Raw genomic sequence first — 23,116 nt, forward strand, 5'->3', positions numbered from 1 at the left:
CATGGACAAGACCTACGAGTCGCCGCAGGCCGCGGTCGCCGACATCGAGGACGGCGCGAGCCTCGCGGTCGGCGGTTTCGGGCTGTGTGGCAATCCCATGCACCTGATCAGCGCCCTGCACGAGAAGGGGGTGAGCGGGCTCAGCGTGGTGTCGAACAACTGCGGCGTCGACGACTGGGGCCTGGGCATCCTGCTCGCGGACAAGCGGATCGCGAAGATGACCTCGTCGTACGTCGGCGAGAACAAGGAGTTCGCCCGGCAGTTCCTGTCCGGTGAGCTGGAGGTCGAGCTGACCCCGCAGGGCACGCTGGCCGAGAAGCTGCGCGCCGGCGGCTGCGGGATCGCGGCCTTCTTCACGCTGGCCGGCGTCGGTACGCAGGTCGCGGACGGTGGGCTGCCGCAGAAGTACAACACCGACGGCTCGGTCGCGAAGGCCTCGGAGCCGAAGGAGACCCGCGAGATCAACGGTACGACGTACGTCCTCGAGGACTCGATCACGACCGACTTCGGCCTGGTGCACGCGCGGCGCGGCGACACCCACGGCAACCTGGTCTTCGACCGGAGTGCCCGGAACTTCAACCCGCTGGCCGCGATGGCCGGCCGGGTCACGATCGCGACGGTCGAGGAGCTGGTCCAGCCTGGTGAGCTGGATCCGGACTCGATCCACCTGCCGGGTGTCTACGTCCAGCGAGTTGTTGCTGTCGGCAAGGATATTGAGAAGCGGATCGAGAAGCGCACCGTGCAACCTGCTCTGAAGGAGGCCTGAGATGCCGTTGACACGTGAGCAGATGGCGGCGCGGGCCGCGAGCGAGCTCGAGGACGGTTCGTACGTGAACCTCGGGATCGGGCTGCCGACGCTGGTCCCCAACTACATCCCGGACGGCGTCACCGTCGTCCTGCAGTCGGAGAACGGGATCCTCGGCGTCGGGCCCTACCCGGTCGACGGCAAGGAGGACCCGGACCTGATCAACGCCGGCAAGGAGACCGTGACGACGTTGCCGGGCGCGAGCTTCTTCGACTCGTCGCTGTCGTTCGGGATGATCCGCGGCGGCGCGATCGACGCCGCGATCCTCGGGGCGATGCAGGTGTCGGCGACCGGTGACCTGTCGAACTGGATGATCCCCGGCAAGATGGTCAAGGGCATGGGCGGGGCGATGGACCTCGTGCACGGCGCCAAGAAGGTGATCGTGCTGATGGAGCACGTCGCCAAGGACGGTTCGCACAAGATCCTCACCGAGTGCGACCTGCCGTACACCGGGCGCGGGGTGGTCGACCGCATCATCACGGACCTCGCCGTACTGGACATCACCGACGACGGCCTGAAGCTGGTCGAGCTGGCCGACGGGGTGACGTTCGAGGAGCTGCAGGACAAGACCGGGGCCCCGATAAGTCATTAGATCTGGGGACGCGACCGGGTAGTCGACACGGCGAGCCTTGGACTCACAACGAGTTCGAGGAGGCCGGACCATGAAGTACCTGGATCGAGCACTGTGCAGCATGCGGCACCTGGACGTGCAGTGTTCCGTGCTGCCGACCGACGGACCGTACGCCGAGGCGAAGGAGTACTGCCTCAGCGTGCGGCCAGAGGTCGATCGCGACGCCGAGTGGCGGAAGGCATCTGTTGGGGGCGACGAAAGTCGGGTATGACGGGTGGGTGGAGCTGGATGTGTTGGTGGTGGGCGGAGCTGGGGTCGACACGATCGTGCGGGTGCCGGGGCTGGAGCTAGGCGCTCGGGAGACGGTGTGGGTCGAGCCCATCGAGATGTACGTCGGTCATACCGGGCACGGGGTGGCATTGGGGTGTCACCTGCTCGGGATGCAGGCCGGGCTCGCGGATGTGATCGGGGAGGACGACGAGGGGTTCCGGATCCGGCAGCTGTACTGGGACCTGCAGATGCCGTTGCACTTCGTGGAGCATCCGAACGGGACGCGGCGGTCGGTCAACCTGGTGACGCCGAACGGGGAGCGGCTCGCGTTCTACGACGGGCGGCATCCGGCCGGGATGCGCGTCGATCCGGAGCTGTGGCGGCCGGCGATCGCGGACGCTCGGCACGTGCATGTGTCGATCATGGATTTCGCCCGGCATGCCCTGCCGGACGCGTTGGCCGCGGGGCGCACGATCTCCACCGACCTGCACGATTGGGACGGGAAGGACGACTACCACCGGGACTTCGCCACCTCGGCGGACATCGTGTTCGTCTCGGCGAGCGCCTTGCCGGATGACGCGGTGGGTTGGATTTTTGAGCACGGGCGCGCGCAGGCGGTCGTCGTACTGGCTGGTGCCGATGGGAGTTATCTGCATCTCCCCGGAAAGCCGCCGCGACACATCCCGGCGCTGAAACTCGCCGACCGGCCGGTGGTCGACACGAACGGCGCCGGGGACGCCTATGTCGCGGCGTTCCTCGCGCGCTGGCTTGACGGCGTCGGCTGGTACGACGCCGCGCAGGCCGGGACCATCGCCGGCGCCTGGGCCTGCGGCTCGCCAGGCACCCACACCGACCTCATCACCGCCGAAGAACTCGCCGCCCGGAGCGGGGACAAATAGATCCGCGGACCGCCCCCACTCACTAAGTACCTCGGATAGTGGTTTCCGAGAGACGGCTGAGCGTGGCGGAGCGGGCGCCGCGGAGGTTGGTGAGTGTTGGCGGTCCGGGTTCACACCCGAGTCATCGGCGGGTGCAGGGTCGAGGCTGTGCCGCGGCGGAAGAGCTGGGCGGGGCGGCCGCCGTCGCGGGTGGTGGTGCTGCCTGCGGGTTCGACGAAGCCGGGGGTCTTGGTGACTTTGCGGTGGAAGTTGCGGGGGTCGAGCGGGGTGCCCCAGACCGCTTCGTAGATGGTCCTGAGCTCGGAGATGGTGAACTCCGGCGGGCAGAAGGCGGCCGCGAGTGGGGAGTACTCGAGTTTGGCGCGGGCGCGTTCGACGGCGTCGCTCAGGATTTGATGGTGATCGAAGGCCAGGCGGGTGGGGTCCGCTAGGAGCGCATCGGCGGGGACCCAGCGCGCGGACTCGGCATCGGTGCCGGCGACCGGGGCGGGCAGGTCAGGGACCAGGGCCAGGTAGGCGACGCTGACGACGCGACCACGGGGATCGCGGGTAGGAGCGCCGTACGTGGCGACTTGCTCGAGGTGGATGCGGTCGGTGGCCAGGCCGGTCTCTTCGGTCAACTCACGGCGCGCGGTGGTCTCCAGATCCTCGTCCTCGCGGACGAAACCGCCCGGAAGCGCCCAACGACCCCGGTACGGCGCGATGCCGCGGCGGATGAGCAGCACCTGGAGGGCACTCTCGCGGACGGTCAGGATGACCAGGTCGGTCGCCAGGCCCAACGGCACGAAGTCCATGCCGACCACTCTAATCGTCACCTTGACGAGAAGTCACTCCTGCCCTTATCGTCAAAGTGACGACAAGGGAGAACGAACGACATGGCAGACATCACGAGGTTCCGGTTCATCAGTCACCTGCGGGCCAACCCGACCACCCACGTACGGCACCTGCGCAACGGAAAGGTCGCCCACGACGGCGCCGGGCAGGCGTTCTGGTTCCGGGCGCTGAACTCCTCGCTGAGCGAGATTCCGATCGACGACCGCGAGCAGCCGCTGCTGTTCCACGGACGGACGCAGGACTTCCAGGACGTGGCCGTGCAGGCGACTGTCACCTACCGGGTGGTCGACCCGAGTCTGGCCGCGACCCGGTTGGACTTCGGGATCGACCCGGACACGGGGATGTGGCGAGCCACTCCGCTCGAGCAGTTGGGCGGGTTGCTGACCGAGCTCGCGCAGCAGACCGCGCTCGACCTGCTCGCCCGGATGACCCTGACCGAGGCACTGTCCGAGGGCATGACCGAGCTGCGGCGAGCCTGCGGGACCGGCCTGCGGGAGGACACGCGGCTGACCGGGCTCGGGATCGGCGTCGAGGACGTGCGCGTCGTCGCCGTACGGGCTGAGCGGGACGTGGAGAAGGCGCTGCAGACTCCCACCCGCGAGATGGTTCAGCAGGCGGCGGACAAGGCGACGTACGAACGGCGTGCGATGGCAGTCGAGCGCGAGCGTTCGATCGCGGAGAACGAGCTGCAGAACCAGATCGAGCTCGCGCGTCGCGAGGAGCAGCTGGTCAACCAGCGCGGGCAGAACGAGCGCATGCGCGCGACCGAAGCAGCGGCCGCCGGTCAGATCGAGACGCAGGCGGCGGCGAGCCGGCAGCGGGCAATGGCAGAGGCCGAGGCGGATGCGAAGCGAGTCATCGGCGCGGCCGAGGCTGCAGCGGAGCAGGCGATGTTGGAGGCGTACGCCGAGCTCGACCAGGGCACGATTCTCGCGCTGGCGATCAAGCAGGGTGCACTGCCGGAGATCGGCACCCTCAACCTCACCCCCGACCTCCTCACTCCGCTGCTGTCGAAGCTGACGGCCTGACATGCCACTTCCACCGAGGGCGGTGATCGTGCATCGGGCAACCGAGCTCACCGAGCTGATCGCCCACCACGGCACTCGCCAGCAGGCCGGGTTCTTCCTGGCCGGCCGCGGGCGCGATCTGGCTGAGCTCGATGCGCGGCATCGGGCTCAGCGGGACGCGTTGGCCACCGTGTCGGCGGCGGTTCCGCTGGACTGGCGGAGAGCTGTTGCCGAGCGCAACGATCTGGACCGGTTCGGGTTCGGGCCGGAGGACGTGGTGATCGCGGTCGGGCAGGACGGGCTGGTCGCCAACGTGGCCAAGTACCTGGACGGCCAGCCGGTGATAGGGATCAATCCCGAGCCGACGCGCAATCCCGGCGTACTGGTTCCGCACGAACCGGCGGCGATCACCGATCTGCTCGCCGTCCGCGAGGTCACCGCGCGGACCATGGTCGCGGCGTCGACCGACGACGGTCAGCAGTTGATCGCGCTCAACGAGGTGTACGTCGGCCACCGGACCCACCAGTCCGCGCGGTACTGGCTGGGCTCCGAGCGGCAGTCGTCGTCCGGCATCCTGGTCGGCACCGGAACCGGCTCGACCGGGTGGTGCCGCTCGGCCTGGCAAGAACGCCACAGCCCGCTCACCCTCCCGACCCCCATCGAGCCGGCCCTGTGCTGGTTCGTCCGCGAAGCCTGGCCCTCACCCGCGACCGGCACGGACAACACCGAAGGCCTCCTCAAGGCGCCCGACACCTTGACCATCACCGCCGAGTCCGACCTGGTCGTCTTCGGCGACGGCATGGAGTCCGACACCCTCACCCTCACCTGGGGCCAACGCCTCGAGATCGCCGTCGCCCCCGTCAAGCTCCACCTGGTGGCGTGAAGTATTACCCGTGCGTGCGCATGCGGTGACCAGTTGAGACGAGATGTGTGCTGACAACGATGGTCATCCGTGCTTAAGGTGCAGACCAATACCACGGCCCTGTTCGAGGGAGGGCCGTCGTGCCTTGCCCACCGCCCACAGGGGAGAGACACGCATGCGCAGAACTCCGTTCCGTACCGGGACGATCCTGCTTGCTGCGGCCGCATTGATTCCGGCCGCGACTCTGACCGCCGCCGCCCGGCCTTCCGCGGACGCCAAGCCACCGGCCAAGCCGTTCGTCCAAGGGACGCAGACGGTCGCGGCGTACGACTACGACAACGCGATCCACGAGCGGATCGCGGTCGACGTCCCGCACACGGACAACGACGAGGACGGCAAGACCGACCAGATCACGGTCGACATCATCCGTCCGGGTGAGGCCGCGCAGGCCGGGATCGACGTACCGGTCATCATCCAGGCGTCGCCGTACTACGCCGGGGACCCGGCGAGCTACTTCGACTCCAACGGCATCCGGCAGGTCTACGGCAGCTGGCTGGACAACTACTTCGTGCCGCGCGGGTACGCCGTCGCGTTCGTCGACATGCCGGGGACGAGCCGGTCCACCGGCTGTACCGACGTCGGCGGCGACTTCGAGGTGCAGGGCACCAAGGCGGTCATCGACTGGCTGAACCAGCGGGTGCCGGGCTACAACCCGGACGGCAGCAAGGCGAAGGCCGACTGGTCCACCGGCAAGGCCGGCATGATCGGTACGTCGTGGAACGGGACGATCGCGAACTCCGTGGCCAGCACCGGCGTCCGGGGCCTGGAGACGATCGTCCCGATCGCGGCGATCTCCAGCTGGTACGACTACACCCGCAGCTTCGGGGTGCCGTTCTACGACGCGTACATGGAGTTCCTGTACGACTACGTCAGCAACGACAAGACCCCGCGCTGTGTCGCGCTGACCGACGAGGTCGAGCAGGACTCCGACACCCGGACCGGCAGCTACAGCAAGTTCTGGGACCCGCGGAACTACCGCCTCGACGCGAGCAAGGTGCGGGCGAGTGTCTTCGCGATCCACGGTCTGGACGACGAGAACGTGAAGACCCGCCAGTTCGGCGAGTGGTGGGAGGAGATCGCCAAGCGCAACGTGCCGCGGAAGATCTTCCTGCACCAGGGCGTGCATCTGGACGGGTTCAGCTTCCGGGACGCGTATGTCGACCAGCTGCACCCGTGGTTCGACTACTGGCTGCAGGGGCTGAAGAACGACGTGATGAAGCAGCCGCAGGCCACCATCATGCGTGAGGACGGCAGCTACACGACCGAGGCCAGGTGGCCGGCGGCCGGGGCCAAGCAGACCAAGCTCAACCTCGGAAAGGCCGACGGCGCGAAGGCCGGCGGTCTGTCGATCGCGGCCGCCTCGGGTGACCCGGTCAGCTTCACCGGTACGGACAAGGAGTCGACGGACACCGTCGTACTGGATCCGACCACGCCGAAGCCCGACCGTGCGGTGTTCCTCAGCGACACCCTGGACAAGGCGGTCCGGATCAGCGGCACCGGCAAGGTAACCGTCCGGGTGAAGTCGAACCGCGCCGCGGCCGGTATCAAGGCTCGCGTCGTCGACTACGGTACGGCGACCCGCTACACCAACGTCACGACTGTGCCGAACACCCGCGTCTGCTGGGGTGACGGCAACGCGCTCGACACCGGTTGCTACGGCGAGACCAAGATCAACACCGCGGTCTCGGACGCTGCCGTCGTCATCCGCACACTCGCGGACGTCGGGCACTACAAGTCGCTGAACCGCAAGGAGTCGCTGCAGTCGGGCAAGTGGTACGACCTGACGTTCGAGCTGAATGCCGACGACATCGTCTTCGCCGCCGGTCACCGGCTCGGCCTCGTCCTCACGGTCGAGCCCGACAACCCGTCGATCCCGTTCACGGGTGCCACCCTCACCCTGGACCCGACCCGCTCGTCCCTGACCCTCCCGCTCACCGGCTACACCCAGTCGCTGGCGACCGCGGGAGCCCCGCAGGCACGCGTCATCGCGAGTGACCTCGCCCAGCCGGAGCCCGAGAAGGACCCGGTCAAGCTCATGCAGCAGATGGTCGAAGCCTCCCGCTGATCCCCAGAAACGGGGTCCCACACGCTGGGGCCCCGTTTCCCTGTCGCAACGTCCGAAAACTCGCCGACGCCAGCCCGCGAGTCTTCGGACGTTAGGGTTTTTAGAGTTCGGAGTAGGCCTTGACGAGGGTTTGGGAGTCGTGTTCCCAGTTGAGTTCGTCGGCGGCTTCGCGGACGCCGGCGGTGTAGACCGGGTAGCTCTCGATCAGAGCCCGTACGGCGGCGGTCAGCGAAGCGGGATCACCAGGTGTGTAGAGCGTTCCGAGCTGATGCGACGACACGACCGACCGCAGCTCGGGCAGGTCCGCGGCAACCACCGGTACGCCGGCCCTGACCGCGTGGAAGAGTTTGTTCGGCAACGCGAGGCGGTGGTTCTCGCAGGTGTTGGTCAACGTGACCAGCGAGATGCCGTAGGAGCGCAGCGTCTCGTCGACCTCGTCGATCGAGCGCTCGGGTACCACCTCGACCGGGCCCAGATCCAAGCGGTAGTTGGGATCCACCGAGCCCATCAGCACCGTGCGGAACGGCTCCAGCTGACGTGCTGCCCCGACGACCGTCGGCAGGTCGCGACCCGCGCCGACGCGACCGGCGTACAGGAGTCCCTCGGGGCGCTCGAGCGGCTGTGGGACGAAGGTGGCCTTCGGGAAGGTGTTCCGGATGACGCGGACGTCGGTGAGGCCGCGATCCCGCAGCCGGACCGCGATGCCGTCGGAGACGGTGAAAACGACCCGTGCCTTCGCAGCGAGCTCAGCCTCGAACTTGCGGCCACGTGCGCGCCAGAACGGCGTCGGCCGGCCCGGCAGCGCACGGTCGAACCACAGCTCGTGGCTGTCGTAGACGAGGATCGCCTGCCACTTCTCGGCGTACTCCGCGGCCAGCTCGAGCGTGTTGAAGTCATGAGCGTGTACGACGTCGAACGGGCCGGCCGCGGCCACCTTCGGCGACGCAGCGAGCCGCCACTGCTTCTCGGTCCGCAAGCGGTGTTCCGGCAGCAGCAGCCAGCGCCCGAAGCGCTTGGCCAGCACCTTCGGCCCTCGCCGGCCGTGCCCGACCGCCAGCCCGCCGCCACCGGCGCGCAGCCCGGAGGACCGCGACACCGATTCGACCGTGATCTTCGGGCCGATCTCGAACCCCTCGGGCACGTCCCGCCCGATGATGTGAATCGTGTGCCCAGCATCCGCCAGCGCGGTTGCCTCGCGAAGGATTCGCGAGTCCCCGGCGATCGGAGACTGCGCAATCATCAATACCCGCATGTCACCTGCCACCGAGGAAAGGTAGCAGCGCTTCGACTGCTCTGCGTCCATCGTGTAGTTCCCGAACGTAAGCAGCCCCGCCGTCGGCCAGCTTCCGCGCCGTCTCCCGGTCGCTCACCAGGCGCTCGATCACCGCACCAAGATCACTCGGAGTGGCCTCCGCGATCGGCAGCTCAGCGGGCACCAGCGCGCGCACTCGGTCCGCTACGTGACCCACAGTGACCCGCCCGGCCGCCATCGCCTCACACGCCAGTACGCCGTACGAGCCGAGCATCAACTGGTCGACCACGATGTCGGCGTCCCTCACCAACGCAGCCAGCTCGGAGTGCCGCACACCCTCGACCCGCTGGTACTTGATCACCCCACGCGCGTCCAGGTCGGTCAGCACCGGGTCGACGTACGCAGAACCCTTGAGAGCGCTGCTGGACGGCGCATGCAGCACCACTGGCACCTCACGCTCCAGCACCGGCCGGTCCGACGCCAGCGCATTCACATCGACGGTCAGCGGCAACCAGGTGCCGTTGTCGACGAACTCCAGCAGGTCTGGCGTAGTCACGAACACAGGGCCGTCGTACGACGCCAGATGCCGCCGCAGTACGTCGTTTGCTGCCTGCAGCCGGCGAGTGAAGTCGTCATCCGGGTTCTGGAACGGCGAGTGCTCGAACAGCTGCCGGTGCTTGGCCGGATCGCGGATCTCCGAGCCATGGAAGACCAAACCGTGCCGGATGCCTGCCTTGTCCAGCATCGGTACGTCGCTCGTCCACAGCTGCCCGGGGAGCTGGCCGAACATCGGCCGGCCCGCTTCGAACAGCACATGGGTGACTTCGGCCAACGCCCAAGCTGTGAGGTCGAGCTGCCAGCGCAGATCGCCCTTGTATTGCTCAGCTGTGGCAGTGCGATGAGCAGGGAACTCGAACTTCGCACTGGTGGTGCTCAGGGTCTCCGTCGGCACAACCTGCTCCAGTGCCTGCGCCCACAGCCACGCCTGACCCGCACTGTTCACCGGGCCGATCAGCAACCGCCGCTGGTGCTCTCGGGGTGCGCTCTGCTGCCGGGGCGCATCAGCTTCCTGGTGGACCACCTTCAGCGCTCGCTTCTGCAACTTCGCGCGGTCGGCAGCCCGGATGGCGACGGCGAGCATCGCGGTGTCCTGTGCGTACAGGATGTCAGGCTGCAGACGGTCGAGCAGTCCACCGAAGGTGAGCTCCAGCTGCTGGGCCTTGGAGAGACGCGGCCTGTGGTCGAGCTTGAGCATCTTCAGCCAGGCGCGTCGAAGCAACTGCTCGGCGCGGCCGACCCGCCCGTGGGCCATATCGGCCTTGAGCTCGCTCAGCACCATCTTGTACCGGTCTCCGGACTGCGGTTCACGCAGCGGAACGTGCACGACCAGGGCGCCGTCGACCAGCTCCTTCGACGACTCCCTGGTGGCCGAAGGCCGGAACACAGTTACCTGTGCACCGGCCCCCGAATGTACTACTGCCCGCAGGTCGGGCTGGGTCACTGCCGGATGGACCTTCCGATCACGATGCGACGGACGCCGGCCCACTTGGCCGCGTCGGTCTTGTCGCGACCGTCCACCAGCACCGTGACGCCCGGCAGGTCGGCCGGCGACAGCTCGGCGTACTCGGCGTGGTCGGCCTGCAGCACCGCCGCGTCGACCGGCGTGCCCAGCGTGTACGGCGTGAAGCCGAGCCCGGTGAGCTCCTCGTCGGTGTACATCGGGTCGTGCACGAAGACCTCGGCGCCGCGGCCCTTCAGCGCGTCGACGGCCGGGAAGACGCCGGAGAACGCGGTCTCCTTGACGCCGCCGCGGTATGACGCACCGAGGACGACGACCTTCGCACCCTTGAGGTCGCCGAAGGCGCCCTCGAGCAGGCCGATGGTGTAGTCCGGCATGCCGGCGTTCGCCTCGCGGGCGGCGCGGACGACGGTCGCGTCCGGGTCGGTGTACAGGTACAGCCGCGGGTAGACCGGGATGCAGTGGCCACCGACGGCGATGCCGGGACGGTGGATGTGGCTGTAGGGCTGCGAGTTCGACGCGTCGATCACCTGGGTGACGTCGATGCCGTTCTGGCCGGCGAACCGGGCGAACTGGTTCGCCAGGCCGATGTTGACGTCGCGGTAGGTGGTCTCGGCCAGCTTCGCCAGCTCGGCGGCCTCGGCGGAGCCGAGGTCCCAGACGCCGTTGCCACGCTCGAGATCCGGACGCTCGTCGAAGTCCAGGACGGCCTCGTAGAACTCGGTGGCGCGCTTGGCGCCCTCGTCGGACAGACCGCCGACCAGCTTCGGGTACTTGCGCAGGTCCGCGAAGACGCGGCCGGTGAGCACACGCTCCGGCGAGAACACCAGGTGGAAGTCGGTGCCCTCGGTCAGGCCGGAGATCTCCTCCAGCATCGGCTTCCACCGGTTCCGGGTGGTGCCGACCGGCAGCGTGGTCTCGTAGGAGACCAGGGTGCCCGGGGTGAGGTGCTCGGCCAGCGAACGGGTCGCGTTCTCCATCCAGCCGAACTCCGGCTCGCCGGTCTTCTCGTCGACGAACAGCGGCACCACGATGACGACCGCGTCGCTGTTCGGGATGGCGTCGGCGTAGTCGGTGGTCGCCCGCAGGCGGCCGTCGGCCACGGTCTCGGCGAGCAGCTCCTGCAGGTGGTCCTCACCCGGGAACGGCTCCTGGCCGGCGTTCACCAGCTCGACGAACTTCTCGTTGATGTCGACACCGACGACCTGGTGCCCCTTCGAGGCGAACTGGACCGCCAACGGCAGACCGATCTTGCCCAAGGCAATTACACTGACGCGCACTCTGACTCCACTAGATAGTGATTCTTCAACGGGAGCCTCGTAGCTTGAGTTCCAGCGGGTGCTCGACGAACTTGTAGAGCAGCCACGAGGCGAGGATCGATACGGCGCCGACACCGGCGTACCAGGTCAGGTTGAGCCAGGAGACAGCTTCGCTGTGTCCGTGCAGTTCCCTGATCGCGTACAGCACGGTGGCATGCACCAGATAGAAGGAGTACGACCACTGGCCGAGTGCGACCAGCGGCTTGCTCCGGAGGAGGGACCGGCCACCACGCAGGTCCCGGGCAGCGACGACCAGGATCAAGAAGCCGTAGAGGAGAGTGAGAATCTCCTTCTGCAGCAGGCTGATCTCGGTTCCGAACGGCACCTTGCCCGGGTGCCGGAACGTGTAGGTGAGGACGACCAGCCCGACGCCGATCGCGAGGTAGCCGAGCCAGGCCGGCAGCCGGGTGGTCCAGCCCGATCGCAACGCGACGGCGATCGCGATCCCGACCACGAACGCGGTCGCGTGCAGCAACGGTGGCGGCAGCGTCGGCAGGTCGGCCCAGTGGTACTGCGTCAACCGGTACCCGCCCGAGATGACGATCGCGGCGGCCGCGACGATCAACGCACCGGCCAGCTTGAGCCGGGCCGTGATCCGCTGCAGGAACGGGAAGAACGCGTAGAAGAACATCTCGATCGACAACGTCCAGGACGCCGGATTCCCGCCGTACAGGATGTCGGGGTTGTTCGACCAGCCGTTCAGCAGGACCAGTGACAGCACGATCGCGGTGATCGAGACCGGCTTGATCCAGAACATGTTCTCCGGCGGATCGAACCGGTAGAACACGAAGATCGCCGGGATCAGCGCGACCACGTGGGCCGGGACGATCCGGGCGAACCGGCGACGATAGAAGGTGCCGGCCGCCGTGCCCGGCCGGGTCGACCAGGTGAGGACGAAACCCGAGAGCACGAAGAAGAACGTCACCCCGGAGGTACCGAGCTTCAGGAACTCGCGGATCGGCAACGGGGCCAGATTCCCCATGTGGTGGGTGAAGACGAAGAACGCCGCCCACCACCGCAACCCCGTCAACGACTCAATACGGCGAACTGCCGAGGGCGAGGCCGCCGCCGGCCCGGATTTCTCCTGGGCGGGCGGCTGCACCACGTCCTCGGCAGCCATCGACATGTTCTACTCGGCGGCGAGTGCGGCGACCACGCGACCAGCCGCGTGACCATCGCCGTACGGCATCGGGCGCTCGCCGGTCGGCGCCGTCCGGGCCGCGAGCTCAGGCAGCTTGCTGACGTCCATGGTCAGCACGTTCCATCCGGACTCGACGGTCTCGACCCACTCGGTCTCGGGGCGCAGCGTGGTGCAGACGCGGCCGAGCAGGAAGGCCTCCTTCTGCAGACCACCGGAGTCGGTGACGACACCGGCCGAACCGATGACGGCCTGCACCATCTCCGGGTAGGCCAGCGGCTCGCGGACGTGCAGCGAACCGTCCGGACGCTCCAGCTTGATGCCGTGCTCCGCACACTTGGCGACCAGCCGCGGGTGCGCCAGCAGAACCACCGGGCGCCCGGCGTTGGCCAGGCCCTCGATGATGCCGGCCAGGTGCGCCGGGTCGTCGGTGTTGTCCGGCCGGTGGATCGTCGCGACCAGGTACTCGCCCTGCTTGAACGGCAGGTCGAGCGGCTGGTCCTTGACGGCGTCCCGGACCCGGAAGCAGACGTCGGTCATGACGTCGCCGACCAGCCGGGACTTGTCCTTCAGGCCCTCGTTGGCCAGGTGATCCATCGCCACCTGGGTCGGGGCGAGCAGGATGTCCGAGGCGTGGTCGGTCAGCACGCGGTTGTGCTCCTCCGGCATCCGCCGGTTGAACGACCGCAGACCGGCCTCCAGATGCGCGACCGGGAGGTGCATCTTCACTGCCGACAGCGCGCCGGCCAGCGTCGAGTTGGTGTCGCCGTAGACGAGCACCCAATCGGGCTGGTGCTCGTCCAGTACGGCGTCCATCGCGGACAGCATCGCGCCGGTCTGCACGCCGTGGCTGCCGGAGCCGATGCCCAGGTGGACATCCGGCGCCGGGATCTTCAGGTCGGCGAAGAACACGTCGGACATGTTCTTGTCGTAGTGCTGACCGGTGTGCACGATCACGTGTTCGTGGTCGGTCGCCGCGAACGCCTCGGCGATCGGGGCGAGCTTCACGAACTGGGGCCGGGCCCCGACAACGCTCAGGACCTTCATGCGCCGGCGACCTTGATGGTGCGGTCCTCGGCGGCCGACTGGATGACAGCCTCGGCGACCGCGACGGTGGTCAGGCCCTGCTGCAGCGTGACGATGTCGGCTTCCTTGCCCAGAACGGCGTCGCGGAACTGCTCGTGCTCGGTGCGCAGCGGCTCGGGCTTGCTGATCGCGTAGCGGATCATGTCGCCCTCGCTGACACCACGGAAGTGCGCGACGTCGTCCCACGCGGTGGCGACCGTGCCGTTGGCGTGGAAGGTCAGGTCGGCGGTCAGGGTGTCGGCGATGAAGGCGCCCTTCTCACCGGTGACGACGGTGAGCCGCTCCTTCATCGGGGACAGCCAGTTGACCAGGTGGCTGGTGACGGTGCCGTCGGCCAGCTTGCCGGTGACGGCGATCAGGTCCTCGTACTCACGGCCGGACTTGTGCGCGCTCTGCGCGGACACGGTCACGAACGGGGACTGGGTCACCCACGCGGTCAGGTCGATGTCGTGTGTCGCCAGGTCCAGGACGACGCCGACGTCGGCGATCCGGGCCGGGAACGGGCCCTGCCGACGAGTGGTGATCTGGTAGATGTCGCCCAGCTCGCCGGCCTCGAGACGGACCCGCAGCGCCTGCAGCGCCGGGTTGTACCGCTCGATGTGACCGACCGCGCCGACCAGGCCGGCGGCCTCGAAGGCCTTGGCGATCTCGGTCGCCTCGGCCGAGGAACCGGCCAGCGGCTTCTCGATCATCGCGTGCACGCCGGCCTCGGCCAGCGCCTTGGCGATCTCCGCGTGGTACTGGGTCGGCACCGCGACCATGCAGTAGTCGATGCCTTCGGCAATCAACTGCTCGATGTTCTCGTGCACCGGACGACCGCCGGCGACACCGAACTTGTCACCGCCCGGGTCCGCGACGGCGACCAGGTCGACGCCGTCCAGGGAAGCCAGCACGCGGCCGTGGTGACGGCCCATCATGCCCAGGCCGATCAGGCCTGCCCGCAGGTTCGCCATCTCACGCACCAGCCTTCGCCACGGTGTTCACCGCGGCCACGATCCGGTTCAGGTCGTCCTCGGACAAGGACGGGTGGACCGGCAGCGAGAGCACCTCGGCCGCGGCCTTCTCGGTCTCCGGCAGGTCCAGCTCGCGCTGGAACGACGGGAGGCGGTGGTTCGGGATCGGGTAGTAGACGCCGCAACCGACGCCGTACTCGGTGCGCAGCGCGTTCGCGAAACCGTCGCGGTCCTCGGTGACGCGGATCGTGTACTGGTGGTAGACGTGGCTGGCCTCGTCGGCCACCGCGGGAACGCCGACACCGGCGAGGTTCGCGTCCAGGAAGGCCGCGTTCTCCTGCCGCTGCTTGGTCCAGCCGCCGACCTTGGTCAGCTGCACGCGGCCGATCGCGGCGTGCAGGTCGGTCATCCGGTTGTTCAGGCCGACGACCTCGTTCTCGTACTGCTTGAGCATGCCCTGGTTGCGGTACAGCCGCATCTGGCGCTCAAGGTGCTCGTTCGCGACCGAGTTCATGCCGCCCTCACCGGACGTCATGTTCTTGGTCGGGTAGAGGCTGAACATGGCGAAGTCGCCGAAGGTGCCGACCGGAGCGCCGTTCCAGGTCGCGCCGTGCGCCTGCGCGGCGTCCTCGTAGATCGCGATGCCGTGCTTGTCCGCGATCGCCTGCAGCGCGGTCATGTTGGCCGGGTGGCCGAACAGGTGCACCGGCATGACGGCCTTGGTCTTCTCGGTGATCGCGGCCTCGACCGCGACCGGGTCCAGGCAGAAGTACGTCGGCTCGATGTCGACGAAGACCGGGGTCGCACCGGTCAGCGCAACGCTGTTCGCGGTCGCGGCGAAGGTGAAGGACGGGACGATGACCTCGTCACCCGGTCCGACCCCCGCGGCCAGCAGGCCGAGGTGGAGACCCGACGTGCCCGAGTTCGTCGCGACGCACGCCCGGCCGGAGACCAGCGCTGCGCCGAACTCCTGCTCGAACGCCGCCACCTCAGGACCCTGGGCGAGCATGCCGGACTGCATGACACGGTCGACAGCCTCGCGCTCCTCCTTCCCGATGATCGGCTTCGCGGCCGGAATCGGCTGCACCATCAGTTCTCCTCCTGTGCTTCATCGGCCGGCCGCAGCCGTCCGTCGGTTTCGATGTAGATCTCGCCCGTGTTCGGGCATTTCCACTCGCCGTCCCCGACAGCGAGCAGCGGTACGCCGGCCTTGCCGACCCACTTGAGGTGGCGCGCCGGAACCCCGGCGACCAGCGAGAAGTCCGGCACGTCCTTGACCACGACGGCGCCGGCGGCGACGGTCGCCCAGCGGCCCACGGTGACCGGGGCCACGCAGGTGCTGCGCGCACCGAGCGAGCAGCCCTCCTTCAGGGTCACGCCGACCGGCTCCCAGTCGTGCCCGGACTTCGGTGTCCCGTCCGGGTTCACCGCGCGCGGGAAGTAGTCGTTGGTCAGCACCACGGCCGGGCCGATGAAGACGCCGTCCTCGAGCGAGGCGGGCTCGTACACCAGCGCGTAGTTCTGGATCTTGCAGTTGTCGCCGATCTGGACCCCGGTCCCGACATAGGCGCCGCGGCCGACGATGCAGTTCTTCCCCAGCACCGCGTTCTCGCGGACCTGGGCCAGGTGCCAGACCGACGATCCGTCGCCGATCTGGGCGCGCTCGTCGACGTCGGCCGACGGGGCGATGCGGGTGGTCACAGGGTCTCCTTAACAGTCAGCCAGTGGCTGAGAACTTCGGCTGCGCGACGGCCGTCGTGCAGCTCCGCCACGAACCCGGGCCCGGCCGCCGCCTGCGCGGCCGCGCTCTCGGTATCAGCGACGAGATCGCTGACGACGTCACCCAGCGTGTCGTCGTCCGCCTCCACGATCGGTACCTCTCGCCCAGCCAGACTACGCACCTGCGCGCGTAGCTCCGAACCGACGTACGAGACGACGATCCGGCCCGCCGCCAGCGCCTCGGCCGCAGCGACGCCGTACAGGCCGATTCCCAGCTGGTCTACAACGATGTCAGCGGCGCCGATCACCCTCGGCATCTCCGCGTGCGGTACGCCGGTGATGCGCCGGTACTCGATCAGGCCGCGCTCGTGCAGTCCGGTCAGCACCTCGTCGATCCGGGCGCTGCCCTTGAGCTTCGCGCTCGACGGGACGTGCACGACAACCGGACGCTCGCCGCTGAACAGCGGACGAGCGGCCTGGGCCCACGGCGCCGGGTCGATGACGACCGGCAGCCACTGCGCCTGCGGTACGTCGATCAGCAGGTCCGGCGTGGAGACGAAGACCGGCAGTCCGAGGCTCTCGACCAGTTCGGCATGCCGCCGCGCCTGGACCTCGAGCTTCTCGGTGAACTCGTCGCGTTCCGCGAACGGCGAGAACCGCTCCCGCGCCGCATGACGACTGGGCAGCCGGATGTCGGATCCATGGAACAGCAGGCTGACCTTGAGGCCCGCCTGCTGCAGTACGGCGATGTCCGCGGCCGCATCCGGATGGCCGCCGTACCCGAGCAGTGGCCGGAGGGACTCGACCATCACATGGGTGTAGTCGGCCACAACGTGCTCGCGCTGGGCACGGGCCCAGCGCGATTGGTTCCACCACGACTGCGGTACGCCGTAGTCGTCGGCGAACCGGAAGGCCGCCGAGCGCTGAATCGCGAACGACACGGCCGCGACGCCGGGTAACGTCTCGGCCGCGCGGGCCCAGGCGTAGCCCTGCCCGGCGGAGTTGGTCGGTCCGACCAGCAACCGCACGGGAGTGGTGGCAGCCGGCGGGAAGGCCGGCAGGGTCGCGTACGCGTAGCGCAGACCACGCAGACGGGCCCGGACCGCCTTCGCGGTCCGGGCAACTGGCGTCGGCAGGTGGCCACGAAGCGAACGCGACACCGTCATGGACATGACCTCAGTGACCTGCCGGAACCTTGAGCTGGTCCAGCTCACGCCGGGCAGCGGGCAGACCGAGCACGACCGGCCGGTCCGGCCGCTCCTGCCCGAGGTGCCAGCCAGCCCAGATCGCGTTCGCGTCCAGCGCGATGATCACGTCGGCCTGCTGGATGAAGTCGCGCACGTCGGTACGGGTCTGCACGCGCTTCCAGTAGGCCTTGCTGAGGTTCTTGCTGACCCGCGAGGTCCGGACGAACTTCACCGGTCCGAACTTCATCGCGGCGTTGACCGCCTTGCGCCGGGCCCGGCGGTAACGCCAGCGCACCGCCTGCTTGACCCGGGCGCCACCCCACGGCATCGGCTCCGGCCGCTTCTTCGGGCGGTGCCCATGGCCGTGACCATGACCGTGGCCGTGCTCGCCGTCACCGGCGTGCTGCTCGGCCGCGGCCGGCGTCAGGCTCTCCCCGGTGACCGAGTTCGGGTCCGAGACCGCCTCCGGCGCGATGACCGCGTCCGGCGACTCGTCGAACTCGTCGTCGCTGTCCTCGTCGTCGTACTCGTCCTCGTCGTCGTACTCGTCGTACTGGTCCTCGATGGTCGGCATCCGGCCCGGGCCGATCAACGTGAACGTGTTGACCTTCTCGTCGACGATGTCGATCGGCGGCAGCCAGCCGATCACGTCGAGCACGAGGTCGTCGCCACCCCCGAGGTCCTCGCGGATGGTGTCGAAGTAGTCCGGCTTCAGCCGCTTGGTGCTCAGCAGCAGAACCTTCTGCTCACTCATGCGGACACCTCGCTCTTCTTCGTGACGACCTCGGCGAGCGCCTCGATCCGCGGGTCCATCACCAGGTCCCGCCGGTAGCCGGCGCCGAACTCGCGCGCCTTCTGGCGGATGCCCTCGTCGGCCGTCCGGGCCGCGTGCGCGGCCTCGATCAGCGCCGCCGCGATGGCCTCCGGCGTCACCTCGGTGACCGGGAACCAGAGCGGGTGACCACGCAGTACGTCGGACGCCGCGTTCTCGGGGTCGTGCACGGAGACCACCGGCAGGCCGGTCGCCAGGTACTCGAAGACCTTGCCGCTGGTCACGTACTTGCCCTTGCCCAGCATCAGCAGCTGGACGTCGAACTCGTCGTACGCCTTGGCGATCTCGGCCTTGCCGACCGGGCCCTCGTAGCTGACGCCCTCGTCGGCACCGGAGTTGATCGCGGCCAGCATGTCCGGCCGCGGTACGGCGTAGTACCCGAGGTAACCGTGGATCTTGGCCTTCGCACCGGCCAGCTCCTCGGACTGCTCGACGGCGATCTTCCAACCGTCGACGAAGTCCTGCAGCGGCACCTTCGGCGACACGGTACCGACGTACCCGAAGGTCAACGGCCGGTCGGTGACCGGGCCGCGGTCATGGGTGTCCGGGACCAGCTCCGGGTCGAAGCCGTTGGCGACGACGTGCATCTTGCTCGCCTGCGCCGGGTAGAGCTCGACGTGCCACTCCTTGATCGGGTCGTTGACGAACCAGACCTCCTGAGCAGCCTCGACCAGCTTCTCTTCCCACTTCGCGGCCCGGCTCTTCGGCTCGTGCAGCCGGTTGCCGCTGAAGACGTCCAGCAGCCACGCGTCGCGATAGTCCATCACGTAAGGCACGTTGGCCTTCTCGTGCAGGTGGTACGCCGCCGTGAACGCGACATGCGGGTTGGCCGTGGCCACGGTCAGGTCGACCGGGTTCTCGGCGTGGATCCGCTCCGCCGCCTCCTCGATCACCGAACGCCACGGGCCGTAGCCGTGCTCCGGGAACGGGATCAGGTCCTGCTTGTTGCGCCACTTGCTCCACAACCGGGGGTTGCGGGCGCGGGCCTTCGGCCAGCGGCGCAGGTCGGTCTCCATGACCGGCCAGTCGAACGGCACCCGGACCACCTCGACAGAAGGGTCGACCCGGTCCTCAAGGGTCGCGTCGGCGCCGGTGAAACGGTAGAAGGTCTCGCGTTCGGCCGTCAGCACCGTCACCTTCCAGCCGAGCGCGGCGAACCGGTTCGCTGTCGCCAGCGCCCGGTACACACCGCCGCCCCGGCACGGGGGGAACCCCCAGGCGACGTACAACATGTGTGGGCGGTCCGTCATGCCCATCCTCTCAGCAGTCATGCTCTCAGCAAGGTGAGAATCGCGTCGGCCAATTCGTCGTACGGCGTCGTGGCGGGCAGATTGGCGGCTGCCCACTCGAGCGCGTGGTCACGCAGTTTCTCCAGCTCGCCGGGGTCCGCGGACCAGCGCCGCAGGGTCTCCGACGCCTCGGCCACCGAGTCCACCAGGACTCCGCCACCAGACTCCTCGATCACCCGGGTCTGCCGGGGCAGGCGGGTGGACAGCACCGGGAGGCCGCTGGCCAGGTACTCGTAGATCTTCGACGGCATCGCTTCCACGAACGCCGGGGTCGGCTGCAGCATGGCCAGGCTGGCCCAGGCACCCTGGGTCAGCTTCCAGGCGTCAGCCGGTGGCTGGCGGCCGTGCAGGCGGACCCGCCCGGCCAGGTCGGCCCGGTTGATCCGGGCCTCCAGCTCGTCGCGGTCGCTCGGGGCGACCGGACCGATCAGATCCAGGGACCAGTCCGGCGCCGCGGCGACGGTCTCGACCATGTCGAACAGTCCACGGCTGGCCCGCAGGTCCCCGACGTACACGGCGCGCGGGGCACCGGTCGGCGGGGTCAGGGCCAGGAACGGGACGTACGGAAAGTTCTGCACGACCAGGCGTTTCTTCGCCTGGTGCGGGGCAAGATGGGAATCGGCGACAACCGTCAGGTCGGCGCCGGCCGCCAGCTTGGAGCTGGCCCGGACGATCATCCGGGCCGGTAGTCCGGCCGGGCCCTTGGCCCAGGCGCGGTCCGCGAGCAGCCGGGTGTAGTCCTCGTGGACGTCGGCGACCATCTTGCGGCGGCGCAGCGTGGTGACGAGCCGGGTGATCGGGATCATGTCCGGATCGACCGTCATCACCACCTTGGCCTTGGTCCGCCACGGCAGCACCGCGGTGCGGGCGAGCCGCTGGACCAGGTTGCCTCGGGGACCGGCGTGCACGACAGCGCCTGCCGGACCGCCCTCGGGCTCACCGAGGCCCCACAGCTCGACACTGAGGTCGCGGTGCTGCAGGGCCGCGGTGATCTTGTGCAGACGCGCATCGGCGACATCGTGGCCGGTCGTGATGATGCCCACGTCCGGCACTGTCCGGCGAGACATCGTCAGAGGTCCTCGCGCGAAACGGCTTGTGCGGCGTCGACCTTGAGGAAGTTGGTGTACGCGTCGATGACCTCCTTGGGCTCGCCGCGCATCATCACCTTGCCCTTGTCGATCCAGATGCAGTCGTTGCAGAGCTCGCGAACACTGCTCATCGCGTGGCTGACCAGGAACATGGTCCGGCTGTTGGTGGCCAGTTCCTTCATCTTGTCGGCGGCCTTGACCTTGAACTTGGCGTCACCGGCCGACAGTGCCTCGTCGATCATCAGGATGTCGGGGTCCATGTGCACGGCGACCGCGAAGGCCACCCGCGCGAACATGCCGGACGAGTACGTCCGCATCGGCATCTCCATGAACCCCTCGCCGAGCTCGGCGAAGGCCTCGATCTCCTCGTACCGCTCCTGGACCTGCTTGCGGGTCAGGCCGGCCGCGAGACCACCGAGGGTGACGTTCTCCTTGCCGGACAGCTGGGCGTTGAAGCCCACACCCAGCGACAGCAGGGTGCTGACCCGACCGTGCACCTCGATCCGGCCCGTGGTCGGCGGCAGGATGCCGGCGATCGCCCGCAGCAGCGTCGACTTGCCGGCGCCGTTGGCCCCGATGATGCCGATCGCGCTGCCGTGCGCGACGTCGAAGGAGATGTTCTGAACGGCCTTGACCTCGCGGACCGCGCGCTCGCCACGGCCGAACCGGACGATCGCGCTCTTGAAGGTCGGCACCCGCTCGAACGTGGTCCGGTAGGTGATGGAGACGTCCTGGACCTTGACGGCCGGACTGGAGTCGACGTTTGACATGGTCTTCTTCTCGGCCTCAGAGACGGACAGCGAACTCACGCTCCCTCGACATGAAGAACAACGAACCGACCACGAACGCGGCCACCGCCCACGCCACGCCGCCGATCCACAGTTCGGCATCCGGCATCTTGGCGCGGACCAGCAGGTCGGTCCAGCCGCCCAGGAGGGAGTAGAGCGGGTTGTACTGGATGAAGTCCTTGAACTTCGCCGGTGCCTTCTCGGCGAACCACAGCACCGGGGACAGGTACAGCCAGATCCGCATCAGGTACGGCAGGAAGCTGGACGTGTCCCGGAAGTACACCTGGATCGCGGCGAAGATCATGCTGATCCCGGCCGCGAACATCGTCAGCAGGATCAGGAACGCCGGCGCCAGCAGCATCACCCAGTGCAGCGGCTGCTTGGTCAGCAGGTGGATCGCGCCGTACACGACCATCGTCGGCAGGAAGCGGAAGAACGCCGTCCGCAGCGCCGACAGCGGCAGCAGCATCCGCGGGAAGGCCATGTTCATCAGCAGCTTGCCGCCACCGACCACACTGCCGGCACCGGTCGTGACCGCGCCCTGGAAGTAGTAGAAGGCGAACAGGCCACCACACATATGTGCGAAGACCGCGCCCGCGTCCTTGCGGGCCCCGGCTCCGGCGATGATGTCGGTGAGCAGGTAGTAGACCCCGGCGAGCAGCAGCGGGTTGATGACCAACCAGATCTGCCCGAAGAAGGTATTGGTGTTGGCCGCACGGATTCCGCTCCGCGACATCTCTGCCGCGAACACCCGGCGTTCCCAGAGTGCTTTGAAGTACGGCCGCAAGGGCGGCAAGCCGGCCTTGTGTGGTTCGTACACATGCACCGACGGGTTAAATGCCTCGTCGACGCTAGTCGCGTTCATTCAGGCGACGCCTCTCTCTGCCATGAAGTCCTGTCCACGTTCAGCCGCTGGTGTTCGTTTGACCGGGCCACGTAGACCGGGAAGAGAGTAGCGGATCGGCCCCGGCGCCGATGACACAGCAGTCCACCAGTGTGAGCAACGACGTACGCACGGCTACCGACGTCGCGCCCGATCAAAGCGGCCCATCCAGGCTCCGGCCCACTTCGATCGTTATCCGGAATATACATTTGACGGCTCGTCGGCACCAAAACGCCTTCCGGCGCATGGAAATACGCCGTTCCCGATGTTCGTCGGCGGCCGTGGCGAACACGAGTGAACAAGGTCAAATCCGCGTCAAATCACGCCGGTGGGTCCCAGGGGTGCCTAGTGGCCGGGGCGAGCCGCGCGGTGGACGTCGTGTCCCCGCATCCCCATGGACAGCCTCACCATCCACGGAGCACCGCTCAGCACCACCTGGGACCGCACACTGGATCCGGCGGCCCGGCCACACTGGGCGGAGTCGGGCCGGGCAGCCACCGGATCGGCAGGCGCAATGACCAGGGCGGCGGTCATCGCACCAGAGGCCGCACAGGAAGGTGATGCTGATCGCATGGGACTCCCCTTCTCATCGGCCTCACGATGGAGATGCACAGTTTGTACACCCTCCAACACGGCCGGTGATGGCACGGGAGTGCGAGGGCACCGATACGCCGGGATCGAGACCCAACC

22 protein-coding genes are annotated in these 23,116 nt (G+C 68.2%); 7 read left to right on the forward strand and 15 right to left on the reverse strand.

Annotated elements, in window-relative coordinates:
* Window position 1: 1 nt before the first annotated feature.
* The 4 genes from ACIA49_RS20655 to ACIA49_RS20670 all read left to right on the forward strand — a co-directional run bounded on the left by ACIA49_RS20655 (window position 2) and on the right by ACIA49_RS20670 (window position 2,545).
* Window positions 2-766 carry a CoA transferase subunit A gene (locus ACIA49_RS20655; protein WP_396378808.1) on the forward strand — a complete coding sequence of 255 codons (765 nt, stop codon included), beginning with the start codon at window positions 2-4 and terminating at the stop codon, window positions 764-766.
* Window position 767: 1 nt separating this feature from the next.
* Complete coding sequence (locus ACIA49_RS20660) at window positions 768-1,397, forward strand: CoA transferase subunit B (protein ID WP_396378809.1); 630 nt, start codon at window positions 768-770, stop codon at window positions 1,395-1,397.
* Window positions 1,398-1,467: 70 nt separating this feature from the next.
* A complete protein-coding gene (locus tag ACIA49_RS20665; RefSeq protein WP_396378810.1) occupies window positions 1,468-1,647 on the forward strand; it encodes a hypothetical protein in 180 nt (59 codons plus the stop codon).
* A gap of 7 nt (window positions 1,648-1,654) precedes the next feature.
* Complete coding sequence (locus ACIA49_RS20670; protein WP_396378811.1) at window positions 1,655-2,545, forward strand: carbohydrate kinase family protein; 891 nt, start codon at window positions 1,655-1,657, stop codon at window positions 2,543-2,545.
* Window positions 2,546-2,655: 110 nt separating this feature from the next.
* On the opposite strand, the gene ACIA49_RS20675 is transcribed toward ACIA49_RS20670, so the two are convergent.
* Entirely contained in the window at window positions 2,656-3,339 is a 684-nt protein-coding gene (locus tag ACIA49_RS20675; protein WP_396378812.1) for an NUDIX hydrolase, read from the reverse strand.
* An 81-nt stretch (window positions 3,340-3,420) separates the two neighbouring features.
* On the opposite strand from ACIA49_RS20675, the gene ACIA49_RS20680 reads away from it, so the two are divergent.
* The 3 genes from ACIA49_RS20680 (at window position 3,421) to ACIA49_RS20690 (ending at window position 7,373) form a co-directional block, all read left to right on the forward strand.
* Window positions 3,421-4,407, forward strand: a complete 987-nt coding sequence (locus ACIA49_RS20680) for an SPFH domain-containing protein (protein ID WP_396378813.1) — start codon at window positions 3,421-3,423, stop codon at window positions 4,405-4,407.
* A gap of 1 nt (window position 4,408) precedes the next feature.
* Entirely contained in the window at window positions 4,409-5,269 is an 861-nt protein-coding gene (locus tag ACIA49_RS20685) for a hypothetical protein (RefSeq protein WP_396378814.1), read from the forward strand.
* A 154-nt stretch (window positions 5,270-5,423) separates the two neighbouring features.
* Window positions 5,424-7,373, forward strand: coding sequence for a CocE/NonD family hydrolase (locus tag ACIA49_RS20690; RefSeq protein WP_396378815.1), 1,950 nt, complete (start codon window positions 5,424-5,426; stop codon window positions 7,371-7,373).
* Between the two features lie 100 nt (window positions 7,374-7,473).
* On the opposite strand, the gene ACIA49_RS20695 is transcribed toward ACIA49_RS20690, so the two are convergent.
* From ACIA49_RS20695 to ACIA49_RS20760, 14 genes are read right to left on the reverse strand one after another with little or no spacing between them, the layout of a single operon-like run.
* Window positions 7,474-8,637, reverse strand: coding sequence for a glycosyltransferase (locus tag ACIA49_RS20695; RefSeq protein ID WP_396378816.1), 1,164 nt, complete (start codon window positions 8,635-8,637; stop codon window positions 7,474-7,476).
* On the reverse strand, window positions 8,627-10,126 hold the full coding sequence (locus ACIA49_RS20700) for a hypothetical protein (protein WP_396378817.1): 1,500 nt from the start codon (window positions 10,124-10,126) through the stop codon (window positions 8,627-8,629). Before ACIA49_RS20700 ends, ACIA49_RS20695 begins: the two co-directional genes overlap by 11 nt.
* Window positions 10,123-11,424 carry a nucleotide sugar dehydrogenase gene (locus tag ACIA49_RS20705; RefSeq protein ID WP_396378818.1) on the reverse strand — a complete coding sequence of 434 codons (1,302 nt, stop codon included), beginning with the start codon at window positions 11,422-11,424 and terminating at the stop codon, window positions 10,123-10,125. Before ACIA49_RS20705 ends, ACIA49_RS20700 begins: the two co-directional genes overlap by 4 nt.
* A gap of 25 nt (window positions 11,425-11,449) precedes the next feature.
* Entirely contained in the window at window positions 11,450-12,583 is a 1,134-nt protein-coding gene (locus ACIA49_RS20710) for an acyltransferase family protein (protein WP_396378819.1), read from the reverse strand.
* Window positions 12,584-12,592: 9 nt separating this feature from the next.
* The gene (gene wecB, locus ACIA49_RS20715; protein ID WP_396378820.1) at window positions 12,593-13,648 is read right to left on the reverse strand and encodes a non-hydrolyzing UDP-N-acetylglucosamine 2-epimerase; all 1,056 of its coding nucleotides are present in this window, start codon (window positions 13,646-13,648) and stop codon (window positions 12,593-12,595) included.
* Window positions 13,645-14,640, reverse strand: coding sequence for a Gfo/Idh/MocA family protein (locus ACIA49_RS20720; protein WP_396378821.1), 996 nt, complete (start codon window positions 14,638-14,640; stop codon window positions 13,645-13,647). The genes wecB and ACIA49_RS20720 overlap by 4 nt, the downstream gene beginning before the upstream one ends.
* A gap of 1 nt (window position 14,641) precedes the next feature.
* Complete coding sequence (locus tag ACIA49_RS20725) at window positions 14,642-15,733, reverse strand: DegT/DnrJ/EryC1/StrS family aminotransferase (protein ID WP_396379038.1); 1,092 nt, start codon at window positions 15,731-15,733, stop codon at window positions 14,642-14,644.
* Window positions 15,730-16,341 carry a DapH/DapD/GlmU-related protein gene (locus tag ACIA49_RS20730; RefSeq protein WP_396378822.1) on the reverse strand — a complete coding sequence of 204 codons (612 nt, stop codon included), beginning with the start codon at window positions 16,339-16,341 and terminating at the stop codon, window positions 15,730-15,732. Before ACIA49_RS20730 ends, ACIA49_RS20725 begins: the two co-directional genes overlap by 4 nt.
* Window positions 16,338-17,525 (reverse strand): hypothetical protein, encoded by a 1,188-nt coding sequence (locus ACIA49_RS20735; protein ID WP_396378823.1) that lies wholly within the window; start codon window positions 17,523-17,525, stop codon window positions 16,338-16,340. Before ACIA49_RS20735 ends, ACIA49_RS20730 begins: the two co-directional genes overlap by 4 nt.
* A gap of 10 nt (window positions 17,526-17,535) precedes the next feature.
* Window positions 17,536-18,300: a hypothetical protein gene (locus tag ACIA49_RS20740; protein WP_396378824.1), complete on the reverse strand. Its 765-nt coding sequence runs from the start codon at window positions 18,298-18,300 to the stop codon at window positions 17,536-17,538.
* A complete protein-coding gene (locus ACIA49_RS20745) occupies window positions 18,297-19,649 on the reverse strand; it encodes a glycosyltransferase (RefSeq protein ID WP_396378825.1) in 1,353 nt (450 codons plus the stop codon). The genes ACIA49_RS20740 and ACIA49_RS20745 overlap by 4 nt, the downstream gene beginning before the upstream one ends.
* Window positions 19,646-20,710: a glycosyltransferase gene (locus ACIA49_RS20750; RefSeq protein WP_396378826.1), complete on the reverse strand. Its 1,065-nt coding sequence runs from the start codon at window positions 20,708-20,710 to the stop codon at window positions 19,646-19,648. Before ACIA49_RS20750 ends, ACIA49_RS20745 begins: the two co-directional genes overlap by 4 nt.
* Window positions 20,711-20,736: 26 nt before the next feature.
* Window positions 20,737-21,525, reverse strand: coding sequence for an ABC transporter ATP-binding protein (locus tag ACIA49_RS20755; RefSeq protein ID WP_396378827.1), 789 nt, complete (start codon window positions 21,523-21,525; stop codon window positions 20,737-20,739).
* A gap of 16 nt (window positions 21,526-21,541) precedes the next feature.
* On the reverse strand, window positions 21,542-22,408 hold the full coding sequence (locus ACIA49_RS20760) for an ABC transporter permease (RefSeq protein ID WP_391548684.1): 867 nt from the start codon (window positions 22,406-22,408) through the stop codon (window positions 21,542-21,544).
* Window positions 22,409-23,116 lie beyond the last annotated feature (708 nt).

This window comes from Kribbella sp. NPDC051587, from assembly GCF_044453945.1.
GTDB lineage: Bacteria > Actinomycetota > Actinomycetes > Propionibacteriales > Kribbellaceae > Kribbella.